This window comes from Micromonospora sp. NPDC004551, assembly GCF_040609975.1.
Lineage (GTDB): Bacteria > Actinomycetota > Actinomycetes > Mycobacteriales > Micromonosporaceae > Micromonospora.
Map to the genome: position 1 here is coordinate 124,706 of NZ_JBEXLM010000016.1, position 17,232 is coordinate 141,937.

At 74.6% G+C, this 17,232-nt stretch carries 13 protein-coding genes; 7 read left to right on the top strand and 6 right to left on the bottom strand.

What is annotated here, in order from left to right; genetic code table 11:
• Genes ABZW14_RS20085 through ABZW14_RS20105 form a run of 5 tightly spaced genes read left to right on the top strand, consistent with a single transcriptional unit; the run spans position 1 to position 4,151 of the window.
• Complete coding sequence (locus tag ABZW14_RS20085) at positions 1–891, top strand: 3-hydroxyacyl-CoA dehydrogenase family protein (RefSeq protein WP_355348384.1); 891 nt, start codon at positions 1–3, stop codon at positions 889–891.
• Positions 891–1,139 (top strand): phosphopantetheine-binding protein, encoded by a 249-nt coding sequence (locus tag ABZW14_RS20090; RefSeq protein WP_355348387.1) that lies wholly within the window; start codon positions 891–893, stop codon positions 1,137–1,139. Before ABZW14_RS20085 ends, ABZW14_RS20090 begins: the two co-directional genes overlap by 1 nt.
• Complete coding sequence (locus ABZW14_RS20095) at positions 1,136–2,326, top strand: acyl-CoA dehydrogenase family protein (protein WP_355348390.1); 1,191 nt, start codon at positions 1,136–1,138, stop codon at positions 2,324–2,326. Before ABZW14_RS20090 ends, ABZW14_RS20095 begins: the two co-directional genes overlap by 4 nt.
• Positions 2,323–3,387 (top strand): HAD-IIIC family phosphatase, encoded by a 1,065-nt coding sequence (locus ABZW14_RS20100; RefSeq protein ID WP_355348393.1) that lies wholly within the window; start codon positions 2,323–2,325, stop codon positions 3,385–3,387. Before ABZW14_RS20095 ends, ABZW14_RS20100 begins: the two co-directional genes overlap by 4 nt.
• Positions 3,384–4,151: an alpha/beta fold hydrolase gene (locus ABZW14_RS20105; protein ID WP_355348396.1), complete on the top strand. Its 768-nt coding sequence runs from the start codon at positions 3,384–3,386 to the stop codon at positions 4,149–4,151. The genes ABZW14_RS20100 and ABZW14_RS20105 overlap by 4 nt, the downstream gene beginning before the upstream one ends.
• A gap of 15 nt (positions 4,152–4,166) precedes the next feature.
• On the opposite strand, the gene ABZW14_RS20110 is transcribed toward ABZW14_RS20105, so the two are convergent.
• Positions 4,167–5,486: a 3-deoxy-7-phosphoheptulonate synthase gene (locus ABZW14_RS20110; protein ID WP_355348399.1), complete on the bottom strand. Its 1,320-nt coding sequence runs from the start codon at positions 5,484–5,486 to the stop codon at positions 4,167–4,169.
• A gap of 291 nt (positions 5,487–5,777) precedes the next feature.
• Between ABZW14_RS20110 and ABZW14_RS20115 the strand changes: the two genes are divergently transcribed.
• Positions 5,778–7,103, top strand: a complete 1,326-nt coding sequence (locus ABZW14_RS20115; RefSeq protein WP_355348480.1) for an FAD-binding monooxygenase — start codon at positions 5,778–5,780, stop codon at positions 7,101–7,103.
• A 158-nt stretch (positions 7,104–7,261) separates the two neighbouring features.
• Positions 7,262–8,869 (top strand): FAD-binding protein, encoded by a 1,608-nt coding sequence (locus ABZW14_RS20120; RefSeq protein WP_355348402.1) that lies wholly within the window; start codon positions 7,262–7,264, stop codon positions 8,867–8,869.
• 71 nt (positions 8,870–8,940) lie between these two features.
• Here the strand turns inward: ABZW14_RS20120 and ABZW14_RS20125 are convergent, their stop codons facing one another.
• From ABZW14_RS20125 to ABZW14_RS20145, 5 genes are all read right to left on the bottom strand, one after another.
• Positions 8,941–10,644, bottom strand: coding sequence for an AMP-binding protein (locus tag ABZW14_RS20125; protein ID WP_355348405.1), 1,704 nt, complete (start codon positions 10,642–10,644; stop codon positions 8,941–8,943).
• A gap of 238 nt (positions 10,645–10,882) precedes the next feature.
• A complete protein-coding gene (locus ABZW14_RS20130) occupies positions 10,883–11,392 on the bottom strand; it encodes an SRPBCC domain-containing protein (protein WP_355348408.1) in 510 nt (169 codons plus the stop codon).
• A 147-nt stretch (positions 11,393–11,539) separates the two neighbouring features.
• On the bottom strand, positions 11,540–12,217 hold the full coding sequence (locus ABZW14_RS20135; RefSeq protein WP_355348411.1) for a DUF899 domain-containing protein: 678 nt from the start codon (positions 12,215–12,217) through the stop codon (positions 11,540–11,542).
• A 31-nt stretch (positions 12,218–12,248) separates the two neighbouring features.
• The gene (gene cmdF / locus ABZW14_RS20140; protein WP_355348414.1) at positions 12,249–13,853 is read right to left on the bottom strand and encodes a tyrosine 2,3-aminomutase; all 1,605 of its coding nucleotides are present in this window, start codon (positions 13,851–13,853) and stop codon (positions 12,249–12,251) included.
• Between the two features lie 70 nt (positions 13,854–13,923).
• Positions 13,924–17,172 (bottom strand): AMP-binding protein, encoded by a 3,249-nt coding sequence (locus tag ABZW14_RS20145; RefSeq protein WP_355348417.1) that lies wholly within the window; start codon positions 17,170–17,172, stop codon positions 13,924–13,926.
• Between the last annotated feature and the right edge of the window lie 60 nt (positions 17,173–17,232).

Below are 17,232 nucleotides of genomic sequence, written 5' to 3' on the forward strand. Positions count from 1 at the left end.
ATGGGGGACATCGAGACGGTCGGCGTGGTGGGCGCCGGCGTGATGGGAACCGGGGTGTCGCAGGCGCTGGCGGAGGCCGGGCTGCGGGTGGTCCTGGTCGACCGGAGCACCGAGATCCTGGACCGGGCCCGGCGCGCGGTCGGTGACGGCGTACGCCTGCGGCGGCTGCTCGCGGGCAGCGGCGGGGACCGGGCGGCGGTGCTGGGCCGGATCGCCTGGCACACCGACCTGGACGCCCTCGCCGAGGTCGACTTCGTCATCGAGAACGTCACCGAGGACTGGGCGGTCAAGCAGCCGGTGTACGAGCGGCTCGACGAGGTGTGCCGGCCGGACACCGTGCTGGCCGCGAACACCTCGGTCATCCCGATCACCGCTCTCGGCGGGCTGACCCGCCGGCCGCAGGCCGTGCTGGGCATGCACTTCATGAACCCGGTGCCGCTGCGGCCGATGGTCGAGGTGATCCGGGGCCACCACACCAGCGACGAGACCGTGGAGCGCAGCCGGTCCCTGCTGGCGCGGCTGGGCAAGGAGGCCGTGGTGGTGGCCGACTCGCCGGGCTTCGTCAGCAACCGGGTGCTCATGCTGACCATCAACGAGGCGGCCTTCCTGCTCCAGGAGCGGGTCGCCGACGCCGCCGAGATCGACCGGCTCTTCCGCGGCTGCTTCGGGCACCGGATGGGCCCGCTGGAGACCGCCGACCTGATCGGCCTGGACACCATCGTCCAGTCCATCGAGGGGCTGCACGAGGCGTTCGCCGACAGCAAGTACCGCCCCTGCCCGCTGCTGCGCCGGATGGTGCAGGCGGGCCTGCACGGCCGCAAGAGCGGCGAGGGCTTCTACTCCTACGCCGGCGCCGGCGACCGGCCGGCGCCCGCGGAGAGGCGAGGATGATGGAGAACATTCGACACCAGGTCCGCGCGTTCCTCGCCCGGTACATCCGGGACCGGGAGATCGCCGACGACGAGGACATCTTCGCCGCCGGGCACGTCAACTCGCTGTTCGTCATGCAGCTCGTGCTGTTCGTCGAGGGCGAGCTGGACTGCCCGGTGGCCGACGAGGATCTGGAACTGGAGAACTTCAGCAGCGTCGACGCCATCGTGGCGATGGTCGAGCGCCGGACCGCGACGGTACACGGATGAGGGTCCAGCTCACCCCCGACCAGCAGCGGGTGGGGGAGCGGTTCGCGGCGTTCGCCGACGACCACCTCGTCCCGTACGCCGACGGCTGGGACCGCGCCCAGGAGCTGCCCCGCGCCGTCGTGCACGGCCTCGCGGAGGCGGGGCACCTCGGCGCGGTGATCCCCGCCGACCACGGCGGCGCCGGTCTCGACGCGATCAGCTTCGGGCTGCTGCACGAGGAGGTGGGCCGGGCCTGTTCCTCGGTGCGCAGCCTGCTCACCGTGCACAGCATGGTGTCGTACGCGCTGGTCCGGTGGGGCCGCCCCGAGCAGCGCGCCCGCTGGCTTCCGGAGCTGGCGCGTGGGGCGTGCCTGGGCGCGTTCGCGGTGACCGAGCCGGGCGCGGGCAGCGACCTGGCGGGGATGTGCGCCGAGGCCCGCCCGGTGGCCGGGGGCTACGCGCTGGACGGGCACAAGCACTGGATCACCTTCGGCCAGTACGCCGACCTGTTCCTGGTCTTCGCCCGGCTGGCCGGCCGGCCGGCGGCGTTCCTGGTGGAGCGGCAGCGTGCTGGGCTGACCGTGGTGCCGCAGACCGGCGCCCTGGGCACCCGCGCCTCCATGCTCGCCGAGCTGCGGCTGGCGGACTGCCGGATCCCGGCGGAGAACCTGGTGGGGCGGCCGGGGTTCGGGCTGTCCGCGGTGGCCGCGAGCGCCCTGGAGCTGGGGCGCTACAGCGTGGCGTGGGGCTGCGTCGGGCTGGCGGAGGCGTGCGTGCGGGCGTCCCTGGCGTACGCCGACACGCGGGAGCAGTTCGGCCGGCCGCTGCGCCGTCACCAGCTGGTGCAGCGGATGCTGGCCGACATGGTGACCGGGACCAGCGCCGCCCGGCTGCTCTGCCAGCAGGCCGGCTGGCTGCGTGAGAGCGGTGACCCGGCCTCGGTGCACGCCACCTGGCTGGCCAAGTACTTCGCCTCCACCGCCGCGGTCCGCGCTGCCGACGACGCCGTGCAGATCCACGGCTCGCGCGGCATCGGCGACGCGTACCCGGTGCAGCGGTACCTGCGCGACGCGAAGGTCATGGAGATCATCGAGGGCAGCACGCAGCTTCAGCAGATCACCATCGCGGAGTCGGCGTACGAGCTGCGGCCCCGACCGGCGGGTGGTGTGGAGCCCCGCCGCCAGGACGCGGAAGGACTGATCCGATGAGCTCCGAGGTCGAACGGCCGCGCAGCGGGGCGCCGGCCGGCAAGATGATCAAGTGTGTGGTCTGGGACCTCGACCACACGGTCTGGGACGGGGTGCTGCTGGAGGACGGCGAGGTGCGGTTGCGGCCGGGTATCGCCGACGTGCTGCGCGTGCTCGACGAACGCGGCATCCTGCACTCGGTGGCCAGCCGCAACGACCCGGACGCCGCGCTGGCCGCGCTGCGCCGGCTGGGCGTGGCCGAGTACTTCCTGCACCCGCAGATCGGCTGGGGCGCCAAGTCGACCTCCGTGCGGGCCGTCGCCGACGCCCTCAACATCGGGCTGGACTCGCTCGCCTTCGTCGACGACGACGACTTCGAGCGGGCCGAGGTCGGCCACGCCCTGCCGGAGGTGCGCTGCATCGACGCGGCGGAGGCGGCCACGCTCGCCGAGCGCCCCGAGCTGACGCCCGCGGTGGTCACCGCCGACGCCCGGCAGCGCCGCGACCTGTACCGGGCCGACCTGGTCCGCCAGCAGGTGGAGAGCCGCTTCGACGGGCCGACCGAGGAGTTCCTGGCCACCCTGCGGATGCACCTGACGATCGCCGAGGCCGGGCCGGATGACCTGCTCCGGGCCGAGGAGCTGACCGTGCGCACGCACCAGCTCAACACCACCGGCTACACCTACTCGATGGCGCAGCTCGACGCGTTCCGCACCTCACCCCGGCACCGGCTCTACGTGGCGCGGCTGTCCGACCGGTACGGCCCGTACGGCACCATCGGGCTCACCCTGATCGAGCAGGACAGCCGGGTGTGGACGATCAAGCTGCTGCTGATGTCCTGCCGGGTGATGTCCCGGGGCGTGGGCGGCGTGGTCATCACGTTCCTGCGCCGGCTGGCCCGCGACGCGGGCGTGCGGCTGGTCGCCGAGTTCGTGCCGAACGGGCGCAACCGGATGATGCACGTGACCTACCGGATGAACCGGTTCCGGGAGATCGGCCGCGACGGCGACCGGGTGCGCCTGGAGTGCGACCTCACCGACGTGCCGCCGCTCCCCGGCCACCTGCGCGTGGAGACGCCATGACGGCCGACGCCGTCGCGGGCCCCGTGGGGGAGGTCGGGCTGGTCCGCCCCCGGCCGCTCCCCGGGGCCGCGCTGCGGCTCATCTGCTTCCCGTACGCCGGCGGCGGCGCCTCGGTCTTCGCCTCCTGGCCGGCGGGAACCGGCCCGGACATCGAGGTCTGCGCGGTCCAGTTGCCCGGCCGGGAGGCGCGGCTCGGGCAGCGGCCCTTCCAGGACGTGCGGACCCTCGTCTCCGCCGTCGAGGCGGGCATCGGCGGCCTGCTGGACGAGCCGTTCGCGCTCTTCGGGCACAGCATGGGCGCCCTCGTGGCCTACGAGTTCGCCCGCCGGCTGGCCGCGCGGGGCCGGCCGGCGCCGGTGCACCTGTTCGTCTCCGCCCGGCCGGCACCGCACCTGCCCCGGCCGTGGCCCGGCCCGCACCTGCTCCCCGACGACCAGTTCATCGACCGGATCCGGGAGATGGGCGGCACGCCGGCGCAGGTGCTCGCCGACGCGCGGCTGATGCGGCTGGTCCTGCCGGTCCTGCGGGCCGACTTCGCCGTCAACGACGGGTACGTGCACCGCCCCGGCCCGCTGCTGCACTGCCCGGTCACCGCGCTGGGCGGCCGGGACGACCCCCAGGCGCCGCCGCGGGCGCTGACCGCCTGGCGGCGGCACACCAGCGGCCCGTTCCGGCTGCGCCTCTTCGGCGGCGGCCACTTCTACCTGCGGGAGCACCGGGACGACCTGCTGCGGGCGGTCCGGGAGTCGCTGACCGGCCGCTGAGCCCGCCGCGCCGGCTCACCCGTTGAGGAGCTCCGCCACCAGGTACGCCAGGTCGAGCGCCCGGTCCCGCCCGAGCCCCCGGCCGCCGCCGGCCGGCATGCCCGGCCGGTCACCGTCGAGCGCCACGCGGAGCCCACCGGGGTGCGTGCCCAGCGCGCGGTGCACCGCGAAGTACCTGCGTACGCCGTCGAGGATCCGGGCGAACGGCGTTGCGGGGTCGGCCGCCATCGGGTCGCACTGCCACAGCACCCGGTGCCCGGCCGCGGTCACCTTCTCCACGATCGGGGGGAGCGTCTCCTCGACCCGTCCGGGGCCGAGCCGGCAGGTGAGGGTGAGCCGGCCGGCGACGTTGTCCGGGTTGAGCCGTTCGCAGAGTTCCACGGTGGACTCGGGCGGGGTGTCCGGCGCCACGGTCACGGTCACCGGGTTCGCGATCCGGGCGAGGAGGTCCACGTGGGCGCCGTCGAGCCGGCCGACCTGCTCGCTGAGGCCGAGCAGGTGCCCGGAGAGGCCGTACCGCCCGCCCCGGGCGGCCCGGACCAGCGGCCGTTCGTACTCCAGCACGAGGGCGTCATGGGAGCTGTAGAGGCGGGCGTGCGGGCGCGCCGCGGCGTCCGGGACCCCGCAGGCCCGCAGGAAGGCCATGCCGCGCCCGATCTCCCGGGCCGCGTCGAGGTGCGGTGTGTCCGGGTCGGCGCCGTCCAGCAGGCCCTGCTGCCAGCGGTGCACCGACTGGATGTCGGCCAGGTCCCCGGCGAGGTGGGCACGCAGCACGTTCATGGCGCCCGCCGCGTTGGCGTACGCCAGGATCAGCCGCTGCGGGTCGGGGACGCGGGCCGCCGCCGCGGGCGCGCGGTCGTTGACCAGGTCGCCCCACCAGCTCGGCAGTCCGGTGTGGTCGGTCGGCGTGGTCGCCGGGCGGGCGTAGGCGCCGGCGGCCCGGGCGACGCTGACCACCGGCATCGAGCCGCCGTACGCCAGGACCAGCGCCATCTGGGCGAGGGTCGCGGCGTTGGCGACGAGGCGCGCCTCGGTGTTGCCGGCGAAGGACTCCACGGGATCGCCGGCCTGGAGCAGGAACGCGCGGCCCTCGGCCGCGGCGGCCAGCCGGTCGCGCAGCTCGTCGACCTCGGCGGGCGTGACGAGCGGCGGCAGGGTTCCGAGCAGCCGCATCACGTCGGCCAGCTTCGCCTCGTCGGGCCAGGGTGGTCGCTGCGCCCGGGGCAGGCCCCGCCACCCGTCGAGTCCGGTGGCGTCGCGATCGACGCTCCGGCTGACCTCCGGCATCGGCCAGGCGGTCGGCGGCCAGCGTCGCAGCAGGCCCGGCGGTCTCATACCGTCTCCCTCCGACGACCCTGCCACTCGTCCGCCCGTCCAGGATGGCCGCCCGCCGGACACCCGCGGATCTCCGAGAATGCGCAGCCCGGTCCGGTGCCGGGTGACCAGCCGTCGGGCCGTGAACGGGCGCAATCCGGAAGGTGCGCGGCCGGCTCGGCGGGTGCGACGGTCGGGTGGTCAGCGGGCGGTCCGGCGTGCTGCCGTACCACCGCCCGGCCGGCAGGAGACGCCGAGGAGGCAGTTGTGGCGGTGAACCCGGGATCGCGGGCGGTCGTGCTGGGCGGGAGCATGGCGGGCCTGCTCGCCGCCCGGGTCCTCGCGGACGCGTACGACGAGGTGACGATCGTCGACCGGGACGAGCTGACCGGGACCGGCGCACGCCGCGGCGTGCCGCAGGGCCGGCATGTGCACGGCCTGCTCGCCCGGGGCCAGCAGATCCTGGAGGAGCTGTTCCCCGGCTTCACCGGGCGGGCGGTGGCCGCCGGCGTGCCCACCGGTGACCTGGGCGAGCTGCGCTGGTTCTTCAACGGCCGGCCGCTGCGCCGGGCGAGTACCGGGCTGATCTGCGTCTCGGCGTCCCGGCCGCTGCTGGAGGCGCAGGTGCGGGACGCGGTCGCCGCGCTGCCCGGGGTGCGGCTGCGCGACGGCTGCGACATCGTCGGCCCGGTCACCACGGAGGACCGGAGCCGGGTCACCGGCGTGCGGGTGCACCCGCGCGGCGGCACCGGCGAGGAGGTCATCGCCGCCGACCTGGTGGTGGACGCGACCGGGCGCGGTTCGCGCACGCCGGTGTGGCTTGCGGAGCTGGGCTACCAGCGGCCGGCGGAGACCCGGGTGCCGATCGACCTGGCGTACACCACCCGGCACTACCGGCTGCGCGACGAGAGCATCCTGCACGGGGACCTGTCGATCAACCCGGTCTCCACCCCCTCGCATCCCCGCGGGGCCTTCTTCTCCCGGATCCAGGACGGCCGGAGCGTGCTGTCGCTGACCGGTGTGCTGGGCGACCACCCGCCGGCGGACGAGCGGGGCTTCCTGGACTTCATCCGGTCGCTGCCGGTGCCGGACATCTTCGACGTCATCCACGACGCCGAACCGCTGGACGACCCGGTGTCCTTCCGCTACCCGGCGAGCGTGCGCCGGCACTACGAGCGCCTCGACCGCCTCCCGGCCGGGTTCCTGGTCCTCGGCGACGCCCTGTGCAGCTTCAACCCCGTGTACGGCCAGGGCATGACGGTGGCCGCCCTGGAGGCGCTGACCCTGCGCGAGCACCTGCGGACGGGCCTGGCGCCCCGGCCGGGGGACTTCTTCCGGGACGCCGCCCGGGTGGTCGACGTGCCCTGGGACATCTCCGCCGGCGGCGACCTGAGTTTTCCCGGGGTGGTCGGGCCGCGCCCGCCGAAGGTCCGGATGGCCAACGCGTACATGGCCCGCCTCCAGGCCGCCGCGGTGCGCGACGGCGCGGTGACCCGGACCTTCATGCGGGTGGCCGGCCTGGTCGACCCGCCGACGGACCTGATGCGCCCGCGCATGGTGTGGCGGGTCCTCACCCGGTCGCGGGGCGTGGCGCCGGCGCCGGCCCGGCCGGCCGAGCGGGCCACCGTCGGCGACTGAGATCCCGCAATTCCCGTCCGTGGGCAGGACGGCAATCTGGAAGATGCACGGCCGCCCACGGACGAGAACCATAGGCACAGATGATCTTCGCCCTGGTCCGGTCCGTCATGGGACGGGTCGGGGGACCGTTTGACCCTCCTCGGATGGCAGGTGCTCCCATGGTCATGTCACGTCGGCAGCTCCTCGGCTCGACTGCCGCGATATCCGGCGCCACCGTCGGCCTCACCGGGCTGGGCGCCACGCCCGCCCAGGCCGGCGGCGCCCCTGCGACCGCGGTCGACCCGCTGGTCGCCATCCACCCCGACGACCCGCGGTACGCGCAGCTCATGCTGCGCTCGTTCAACCCCCGGTTCATCTCGTCCCCGGAGACGGTCCACCTGACCTACACCGCCGAGCAGGTCCGCGCGGCGGTCGAGCAGGCGGTCGGCCGGGGCCAGCGCATCACCGTCCGCAGCGGCGGCCATTGCCTCGACAACCTGGTCGGTGACCCGGCGTTCCGGGTGCTGGTCGACGTGTCGGCCATGAACCAGACCTGGTACGACTCGCGGTACCGGGCGTTCGTCGTGGAGTCCGGCGCCACGCTCGGCCAGATGTACGAGCAGCTCTACCTCGGCTGGAAGGTCACCGTGCCGGCCGGCGTCTGCCCGCCGGTGGGCGTCGGCGGACACATCGCCGGCGGCGGGTACGGGCCGCTGTCGCGCAAGTTCGGCCTGTCCGTCGACCACCTCTACGGTGTGGAGATCGTCGTCGTCGACCGGTCCGGCCAGGCGCGGACCATCGTGGCCACCGCCCGCCCGGACGACCCGCACCGCGACCTGTGGTGGGCGCACACCGGCGGCGGCGGGGGCAACTTCGGGTTCGTCACCAAGTACCTGTTCCGCACCCCCGGCGCCACCGGCGACGACCCCGGCAAGCTGCTGCCCACCCCGCCGCCGACCCTTTTCATGACCTGGGTCTCCTACCCGTGGGACGGGCTGACCCAGGAGGGCTTCGTCCGGCTGGTGAAGAACCACAACGCGTGGCACGCCGCGCACAGCGCCCCCGGCGACCCGTACGAGGGCCTGCACAGCGCGCTGCACCTGAACACCGAGAAGGAACAGTTCATCTACCTGGAGATCCGCACCGACGCGACGATGCCCGACGCGCGGAAGATGCTCGACGACTACATCGCCGCCGTGTCGGCCGGGGTCGGCGTCACCCCGCAGATCAGCACCACGGACGACCTGTGGCTCGCCAACGCGACGCTGGAGTTCCCGCAGACCATCCCGCCGCGGACCAAGTCCAAGGGCAGCTACCTGCGCAAGCCCCTCGCCGACCGGCAGATCGTGGAGCTGTACCGGGGCCTGCGGGACCCGGCCTACAAGGGACAGTGCCTGGTCTACTTCGCCGGCTACGGCGGCCAGGTCAACGCGGTCGGGCCGAACGCCACCGCGGTCCCGCAGCGCGACTCCATCCTGAAGCTCTGGTTCTCGGCCTCCTGGCCGAGCGCCGCCGACGACGAGGAGTCGGTGGACTGGGTGCGCCGCTTCTACCAGCGGGTCTTCGCCGACACCGGCGGCATGCCGGTCTCGGGCGACCGCTACGACGGCTGCTACATCAACTACCCGGACATCGACAGCAAGGACCCGGCCTGGAACCGGTCCGGCGTGCCGTGGAGCACCCTCTACTACAAGCAGAGCTACCCCCGCCTGCAGCGCATCAAGGCCAAGTACGACCCGAACAACATCTTCCGGCACGCCCTGTCCATCGAGCCGGCGGCCGGCTGAGCCGCCGGGCGGGTACGCCGAACGGGCCGGTCGCGACGCGACCGGCCCGTTCCGTGTGCCCCACCCCGCTCTCAGGCGGGCGGCGCCTCGTCCGGCGCCTCGGCGGCCAGCCGCCGCCGGATGTCCTCGCGCAGCGCCTTCTTGTCGACCTTCCCGACGTTGGTGCGGGGGAGGGCGGACACCTCGACCAGCCGCTCCGGCAGCTTGAACCGGGCCACCCCGGCACGCTCCATCACCGCGCGCACGTCGGACAGCCGCACCGACGCGCCGGCCCGGATGACCGCGTAGAGGCAGACCCGCTCGCCGAACTCCGGATCGGGCATCGCCACGGCGGCGGCCAGGTCCACACCCGGGACCTGGTAGGCGAAGTTCTCCACCTCCTCCGCCGAGATCTTCTCGCCGGCCCGGTTGATCATGTCCTTGTCGCGCCCCTCGACCACCAGGTTGCCGTCGGGGCGGCGGCGCACCACGTCACCGGTCCGGTACCAGCCGTCGGCGGTGAACGCGATCCGGTTCTGACCCTCGGCCCGGTAGTAGCCGCGGGGGGTGTACGGGCCCCGGGTCAACAGCAGCCCGGGGGTGCCGTCCGGCACCGGCCGGCCCTCCTCGTCGACCACCAGGATCTCGTCGTCCGGGCAGATCGGGCGGCCCTGGGTCTGGCACACCACCTCGTCGGGGTCGTCCAGCCGGGTGTAGTTGAGCAGCCCCTCCGCCATGCCGAAGACCTGCTGGAGGCGGCAGCCGAGCGTGGGCTGGACCCGCCAGGCCACCTCGTCGGCCAGCCGGGCGCCGCCCACCTGGAGCAGCCGCAGCGTGCTGAGGTCGTAGCCGGGTCCGGACTCCTGGAACGCGAGCCAGCTCTGGGCGATGGTCGGCACCGCCGCGGTTACCGTGACCCGCTCCCGCTCGATCAGGTCGAAGACCTTCTTCGGCGCCGGCGACGGGGCGATGACGACGCGGCCGCCCACCAGCAGGGTGCCGAGGATGCCGGGACAGGCCAGCGGGAAGTTGTGGGCCAGCGGCAGCGCCGCCAGGTACACGGTGGACGGGCCGAAGCCGGAGACCTCTCCGCTGCGCCGGGCGTTGTACGCGTAGTCGTCGTGGGTCCGGGCGATCAGCTTCGGCAGGCCGGTGGTGCCACCGGAGAGCAGGAAGATCGCGACGTCCGAGCTGTCCGGGGCGGCGGCGTCCAGCTGCCGGCGCGCCGCGGTGGGGTCCTCCGCGGGCCGGCACAGCGCCCGCAGGTCCACCGAGCCGGGCGCGGGCCGGGCGCCTGCCGCGAGCACGTGGGTGAGGCCCGGCTGGGCCGCGGCGATGCGCCGGGCCATGTCCTGGTGGTCGAAGCGGTCGGTCTCGGCGGGCACGGCCACCGCCCGGGCCTCGGCCTGCCGCACGAGGTGGGACATCTCGTGGTGGCGGTGTGCCGGCAGCGCCATGACCGGTAGCACGCCCAGCCGCAGGCAGGCGAGCGTCAGCACGACGAACTCCCAGCGGTTGTCGAGCTGCATGACGATCCGGTCGTCGCGGCGCAGGCCCAGCGCGTGCAGGCGCAGCGCCGCGCCGTCGGCCCGCTCCACCAGCTCGCGGTAGGTCAGCCGGACGTCGCCGCCGACGAGCGCCTCGGCGTCGGGCAGGGCATCGGCCACGGCCAGGATGCGCGCGCCCAGGGGCCGGCCTTCCCAGTATCCCGCGGCGACGTACCGGGCCACGGCCTCCGGTGGCCAGGGCACCAGGCCCGTCCGGCTCGGCTCGGGTCCGCCCGTTCCACCTGTCACTGTGGCCTCCTCCCGCCGGCTGGCCGTCCCACCGCCGCGCCCGGGTCCGGGCGGGGGTGCGTGGCGGCGGGTGGCCCGGAGCCAGGAGGCTGGGCGTCGGGGCCGCAGGCTGGTGGGACTCCTTTCGATCATCCCGTCGGCGGGGCCGGGGACGCACCTCTGAGCGTGCGGAGGAAGGCGCGGGACAGCACGATCGCGGCGGGCGCCCTGCGAGGGCGCCCGCCGCGGTCGAGGAGGGTCAGTTCGGTTGCTCGGGCAGCTCCGAGTAGTGCTTCACGAGGTCGTCGAAGGACAGCGGCCCGCCGTGCGGCGCCGGCCGGCCGGCCTCACGGTCGAGCAGCTCGCCCATCTTGTCCAGGGCCAGGTGGAAGCCGGCGGCGCTCTGCGGCAGGTGCCCCGGGTCGCCGACCACGTTCTCCAGCACCAGCCGGCAGCCGTCCCCGTGCGGGCTCAGCAGCCAGCGGTAGGCGTCGCCGTCGCCGGCGTACACGAACCGGCGCGGCTCGTCGACCTCGACGACCCGGGCCCGCTCCACCATCTCCGGGGAGAACGTCACGGTGACGTTCCCGCCCTCGACCGGCTCCACGACGACCGGGAAGCCGAACCAGGAGGAGTGCTCCTCGCTGTCGGTGATCGCCCGCCAGACGCGCTCGGGCGGGTCCGGGTAGTCGTGCGTGAAGCGCAGCAGCGGTTTCCCGCCGGGGCCGGGGTGCCGGGTGGTCCGCGTGCGGAAGGTTTCGGGATCCATCAGATCCGGTCTCCTCTGGGTCGCTGACCCGGCCCACGGGACGTGGGCCGGTCGTTGCAGACTGTCAATAATGGACGGAACGGGTCAAGCGCACACGCCCGACGGCCACGCCGGTCGATCCGGCGTGGCCGTGGGCGGGTGCGGCGGTCAGCCGTGGCAGGAGCCCGCCGTGGCGTCGCCGTAGCGGTCGTGATGGCGGATCCACCCCATGGTGTCCGCCATGCCCTCCTCCTGCCGGCCCAGCGGGGTCAGGTCGAGGTAGTTGTAGGTGTTGTTCAGGATGTCGCTGCCGCGCCCGTGCGTGGAGTACGCGTAGAGCACCCGGCCGTCGTCGTCGCGCAGGAACGCGCTGACTCCGGGCAGCTCGGGTTCGTCCGTGCCGACGTCCAGCATGAAGTCCTGGTAGAAGTCGTCGCCCCGGGTGGTGTACCAGGGGATGTCCCAGCCCATCCGGCGCTTGAACGGGACGATGTCCGACTGCGGCGCGGCGCAGACGATGGCCAGCGAGGTGTCCCGGGCGTGCAGGTGCGCCAGGTGACCGATGTTGTCGATGAACAGTGAGCAGACCGGGCACCAGTCGTGCCCCTCCAGCGGCCACATGAAGTGGTAGGTGAGCAGTTGCCGCCGGCCCTCGAACAGCTCCGGCAGTGTCCGCTCGCCGTCCGGGCCCTCGAAGACGTACTCCTTGTCCACCACCATCATCGGCAGCTCGCGCCGCTCCGCGTTGAGCGCGTCCCGGGCCCGGGTCACCTCCTTCTCCCGCTCCAGGAAGGCCCGCCGCGCCGCGTACCAGTCCGCCCGGTCGACGATCTTGGCGTCCGTCATCACTTCCTCCTCCCGTCGCGGCCCCGGCCGGTCACCGCAGGCCCTCGCCGCGGTCGGGCAGGGCGTCGACGAACTCGCCCCGGGCCAGTGCGGCCGCGATCGTCTCGATGTCGTCGCTCATGTAGCGGTCCCGGTCCAGGGTGGGCACCAGGGACCGGATCCGGTCGTAGGTGGCCCGCCCGGCCGGCCCGAGCCGGTCCACCACGCCCCGCAGGTCCACCGCCTGGGCGGCGGACAGGTACTCCACGGCCAGGATGAGGTCGTTGTTGCGCAGCACCCGGCGGGCGTTGCGGGCGGCGATCAGGCCCATGCTCACCACGTCCTGGTTGTCGCTGTTGGACGGGATGCTCTGGGTGCTCGCCGGGCCGATGGTCCGGTTCTCCGCGACCAGCGCCGTCGCCGGGTACTGGGCGCCGGTGAAGCCGCTGTTCAGGCCCGGCTCGCCGGCCACCAGGTATTCCGGCAGGCCGCCGTTGAGGTGCCGGTTGAGCAACCGGTTGGTGCGCCGCTCGGAGGTCACGCCGAGCTGGGTCAGGGCGATGGTGAGGAAGTCCATGGCGAAGGCCACCGGCTGGCCGTGGAAGTTGGCGCCGTGGAAGACCTCCCGTCCCTCGAAGAAGAGGGGGTTGTCGTTGGAGGAGTTCAGCTCGGTCGTGACGATGCCGGTGGCGTGGTAGACGGTGTCCCGCACCGCGCCGACGACCTGCGGGATGGCCCGCAGCGTGTACGGCTTCTGCAGGTAGATCTCGCCGCGCTGGACGGTGACCCCCTCCTGCTTCTGCTCCTCGACCTGGCGGCGGATCTCCCGGTGCTCCAGCGCCAGGCCGCTGCCGGCCAGCAGGGCGCGCATGTTGGCGGCGTTGTCGACCTGGCCGCGGTGCGGCCGGGCCAGCTCGTGCCCCTCGGCCATGAAGGCGCCGGTCGAGCCCTGCAGCGCCTCCAGGGCCAGGGCCGTCACGATCTCGGCCTGGCGGACCTGGGTGAGCGCCCGGCCGGTCAGCAGGGCGCCGAGGCCGGTCATCGCGGAGGTGCCGTTGATCAGCGACAGCCCCTCCTTGAACCGCAGCTGCAGCGGCTCCACACCGAGCTGGCGCAGGACCGGGCCGGTGGGGGTGGGCCGGCCGTCGCGCAGTACGTACCCCTCGCCGATGATCACGGCGGCGATGTGCGACAGCGGGGCGAGGTCGCCGCTGGCGCCCAGTGAGCCGATCTCCGGGATGGCCGGGATGACGCCCTGGTTGAGCAGCAGGGCCAGCCGCTCCAGCAGCTCCGGCCGGACCGCCGAGTAGCCGCGGGCGAGGGCGTTGAGCCGGGCCGCGACCATGGCCCGCGCCTCGTCCTCGGCGAAGATCGGCCCGACCCCGGCGCAGTGGCTGCGCACCAGGTTGAGCTGGAGCTCGATCTCCACGGCGTTGTCCACCATCATGTACGCCAGGTCGCCGTACCCGGTGGTGATGCCGTACACCGGGATGCCCTGCTCGACGATGTCCTGGAACATCGCCCTGCTCGCCGCGGCCTTCTCCAGTGCCGTCGGGGCGATGACGCACGGCGCCTGCTCCTCGGCGATCCGCCGGATGCCGGCGATGTCCACGTTCTGGCCGTCGAGTTCGACGGGCGTTGTCTCCACCAGGGTCACGTCTGTCCACCTCACATGTCGTCGGGCTGGGCAATTCGGGATTCGCAGCGGTCGGCCCCGCGCGGGGCGGTCAGGCGGTGCCGCTCACCTCCTCCGGCGTCCGGGCGCCGCCGTCGGCCCGCGTCGCCGCGTCCACCAGGGCGGCGAGCCCGGCCAGCGTCGGGTCGGCGAGGAAGCGGCGGGCCGGCACGGTGACGCCGGTCCGCTCCCGGACGTGGTGCAGCAGCGGCGGGATCAGCAGCGAATGCCCGCCGAGGGCGAACAGGGAGTCCTCCGGCGCGACCTCGTCGGTGCCGAGCACCTCCGCCCAGACGCCGGCCAGGATCCGCTCGGTCGGGGTGGCGGGCTGCCGGTCGCCGGGCGCGCGCAGCGACGTCGGCGCCGGAAGCCGCCGCCGATCGACCTTCCCGCCCACGTTGCGTGGCAGCGTCGGCAGGGTGCGGAAGCTCACCGGCGGCATCAGGCTGCCGAAGCGCTGGCGCAGCCGGGCCCGCCACGCGGCGGTCAGGTCGGTGCCTCCCGCGCCGTCGGCCGGTTCCCGGGCCACCACGTACGCCATCAGCCGCACGACCAGGCCGCTGTGGTCGCGGACCGGCACCACGGCGCACTCGGCGACCGAGTCCGCGGTGGCCAGTGCCGTCTCGACGTCGGTCAGTTCCAGCCGGGTGCCGAAGAACTTGATCTGGAAGTCCTGCCGGCCGCGGAACTCCAGCAGCCCGTCGAGCCGCCGGCGGCCGAGGTCCCCGGTGCGGTACCAGCCGCGGTCCGGCAACCCGAACTCCTCGTGCCCGCGCAGCGGCGTGAAGGCGTCGCCGGGCGTCTCCGTGCCCACGTAGCCGGGCGTGACGTAGGGGCTGCGGACGACCAGCTCACCGGTCACCCCCGCGGGGCAGGGCCGGTCCTGGTCGTCGACCACGAGCACCTGCCGTCCGGGGATCGGCTCACCGACGGGCACCGTCCCGCGCACCGGCCCGCTCACCTCGTGCCAGGTCGCCAGCACGATCTCGGTGGGGCCGTACAGGTTGGTCAGCCGGGCCGCGGGCAGCGCCCGGCGCAGTTCCCCGGCCAGCTCGCCGGGAAGCGGCTCGCCGGCGAGCAGCAGGTGCCGCAGCGCGGGCAGCGCGTCGCCGCGGCCCCGGGACACCAGGGCCCGCAGGACCTCCCGGGCGAAGCTCGGCACGGTCTGGAAGTGGGTGATCCGCTCGTCGGCCAGCCAGCGCACCAGCCGGCGCGGGTCCACCCGCACCCGGTCGGGCACCGGGTGCAGGGTCGCGCCGGCACCGAGCGCCGCGAAGATCTCGCACAGCGCGGCGTCGTAGCCGGGCGCCGCCCACTGGGCCACCCGGCTGCCCGGGCCCATCTCGAAGTGCGTGGCCATCCACTCGCAGAACTGCGCGAAACCGGCGTGGGTGTGCGGGATCCCCTTCGGCCGGCCGGTCGACCCCGAGGTGTACGCGACGTACGCCAGGCCGGACCCGTCCGGGCCGGCCGGGACCGGCGTGCCGTCCTCCGCGGCGGCGCGGTGCAGCGCGCCCACCGCGACGGCCCGCCCGTCGAGTTCGGTGCGGTACCAGCGGGCCAGCTCGTCGTCGTCCGGGTCGCCCTCCACGAGGAGGTAGGCCGGGCGGAGGTCGCTCAGGATCAGCCGGCCCCGTTCGCCCGCCTCCCCGGCCCCGATGCTCACCAGGTGCGCGCCGGCGTCGAGGACGCCCAGCAGCACGGCCACCTGGCGCGGCCCGGCCGGCATCCGCACCGCCACCGGCGCGCCCGCCGCCAGGCCGAGGCGTTGCAGCCCCCGGGCGGTGGAGCTGGCCAGGGTGGCGAGTTCGCCGTAGGAGACGCCTTCGGACTGCCAGGCCACGGCGGTGTCGCCGGGGTGCAGCTCGGCCCGGCCGTGTACGGCCGCGGCGACGGTGGGCCAGCCGGCGTCGACCGGCTCGACCCGGTCGGCGGCCCGGGCCGCCGCGCGCAGCTGCTCCGGCGTCTCCAGGGGCAGCGCGGCCACCGGCTGGCCCGGGTCCTTCAGCGCGGCGTCGAGCAGGGTGCGGAGCTGGCCGAGCAGCGCCCGCGCCGAGTCCGCCTCGAACAGCTCCGTCCGGTACGCCAGCGTGCCCGTCACCGCCGGCTCCACGGTGTCGACCTCCAGCGACAGGCCCACCGGGACCGCCCCGGCGCGCACCGGGAGCCGGCGCACGGTCGCGCCGGCGAGCACGGGGTCCGGCTCGGGCGACTCCGGGCAGCTGAACGCCGCGTCGAGCAGCGGCAGCCGCTGCGGGTCCCGGTCCACCTCCACCTCGGCGACCACGTCGGCGAAGGGCAGCTCCCCGTGGTCGAGCGCGGCCCGGCGGGCCTGGGCGACCCGGGCCAGCAGGTGCCGGAAGGTGGGGGAGTCGGCGAAGTCGGCGCACACCACCAGCGGGTTCTGGAACGGCCCCACGGTGCCGGCGAACTCCGGGCGGGGCCGCACCACCACCGGGTGCCCCACCGCGACCCGCTGCTCGCCGGTGTGCCGGAACAGCAGCGCGTGGAACGCCGCGGACAGCACCACGGCCGGGACGGTGCCCTCGGCCGCGCACACCTCGCGCAGCCGGCCGGCGGTGTCCTCACCCCAGTCGAAGTCCACCGCCCCGCCCGCGTACCCCGAGTCGGGCGCGGGCGGCCGGTCCGCGGGCAGCGACAGCGCCGGCGGCGGCGGGGTCAGCGCGGCCCGCCACCACTGCGCCAGCCGCCGGTACGTCGGGCCGGTCGCCTGCTCCCGCTGCCAGCGGGCGAAGTCGCGGTACTGCAACGGCAGGAACGGCAGGGCGGGCTCGCGGCCCTGCACCGCCGCCGAGTAGCACTCGCCCAGCTCGGTCACCAGGATGCGGGCCGAGCTGTCGTCGGCGACCAGCCGGTGCAGCACCAGCAGCACCTCGTGCTCCTCGGGGCCGAGCCGGACCAGGGCGAGCCGGCAGAGCGGGCCGTCGGCGTGGTCGACCACGGCACCGGCCAGGCCGGTGCGCAGCCGCTGCGCGGCCGCTGTCCGCTCCGGCTCGGCGACGGTGGTGAGGTCGACCAGCGCCGGCGCGTCGGAGCCGGCGTCGATCGCCTGCCACGGGACGCCGTCGCGCTCGACGATGCGCGTCCGCAGCGCCTCGTGCCGGTCGACCAGCGTCCGCCACGCGGCGCACAGGGCGTCCTCGTCGAGCGGGCCGTGCACCTGGTAGGCGCGGCACACCGTGTGCGCCGGCGTCTGCGCCGCCAACCTCTCCAGGAACCACAGGCCCTGCTGGGCCGGAGAGGTGACCGCCCGGATGCCGCTGCCCCGTCTGTCGTTCATCGCTACCCGCTCCTCGTGCTGTCGACGGCTCGCCGGCGCCACGTCCCGGCGCGCCGGCGG

Coding starts and splice junctions, on each gene's coding strand:
- ABZW14_RS20085 (WP_355348384.1), top strand. CDS start 1: ATGGGGGACATCGAGACGGTCGGCGTGGTGGGCGCCGGCGTGATGGGA.
- ABZW14_RS20090 (WP_355348387.1), top strand. CDS start 891: ATGGAGAACATTCGACACCAGGTCCGCGCGTTCCTCGCCCGGTACATC.
- ABZW14_RS20095 (WP_355348390.1), top strand. CDS start 1,136: ATGAGGGTCCAGCTCACCCCCGACCAGCAGCGGGTGGGGGAGCGGTTC.
- ABZW14_RS20100 (WP_355348393.1), top strand. CDS start 2,323: ATGAGCTCCGAGGTCGAACGGCCGCGCAGCGGGGCGCCGGCCGGCAAG.
- ABZW14_RS20105 (WP_355348396.1), top strand. CDS start 3,384: ATGACGGCCGACGCCGTCGCGGGCCCCGTGGGGGAGGTCGGGCTGGTC.
- ABZW14_RS20110 (WP_355348399.1), bottom strand. CDS start 5,486: ATGAGACCGCCGGGCCTGCTGCGACGCTGGCCGCCGACCGCCTGGCCG.
- ABZW14_RS20115 (WP_355348480.1), top strand. CDS start 5,778: ATGGCGGGCCTGCTCGCCGCCCGGGTCCTCGCGGACGCGTACGACGAG.
- ABZW14_RS20120 (WP_355348402.1), top strand. CDS start 7,262: ATGGTCATGTCACGTCGGCAGCTCCTCGGCTCGACTGCCGCGATATCC.
- ABZW14_RS20130 (WP_355348408.1), bottom strand. CDS start 11,392: ATGGATCCCGAAACCTTCCGCACGCGGACCACCCGGCACCCCGGCCCC.
- ABZW14_RS20135 (WP_355348411.1), bottom strand. CDS start 12,217: ATGACGGACGCCAAGATCGTCGACCGGGCGGACTGGTACGCGGCGCGG.
- ABZW14_RS20145 (WP_355348417.1), bottom strand. CDS start 17,172: ATGAACGACAGACGGGGCAGCGGCATCCGGGCGGTCACCTCTCCGGCC.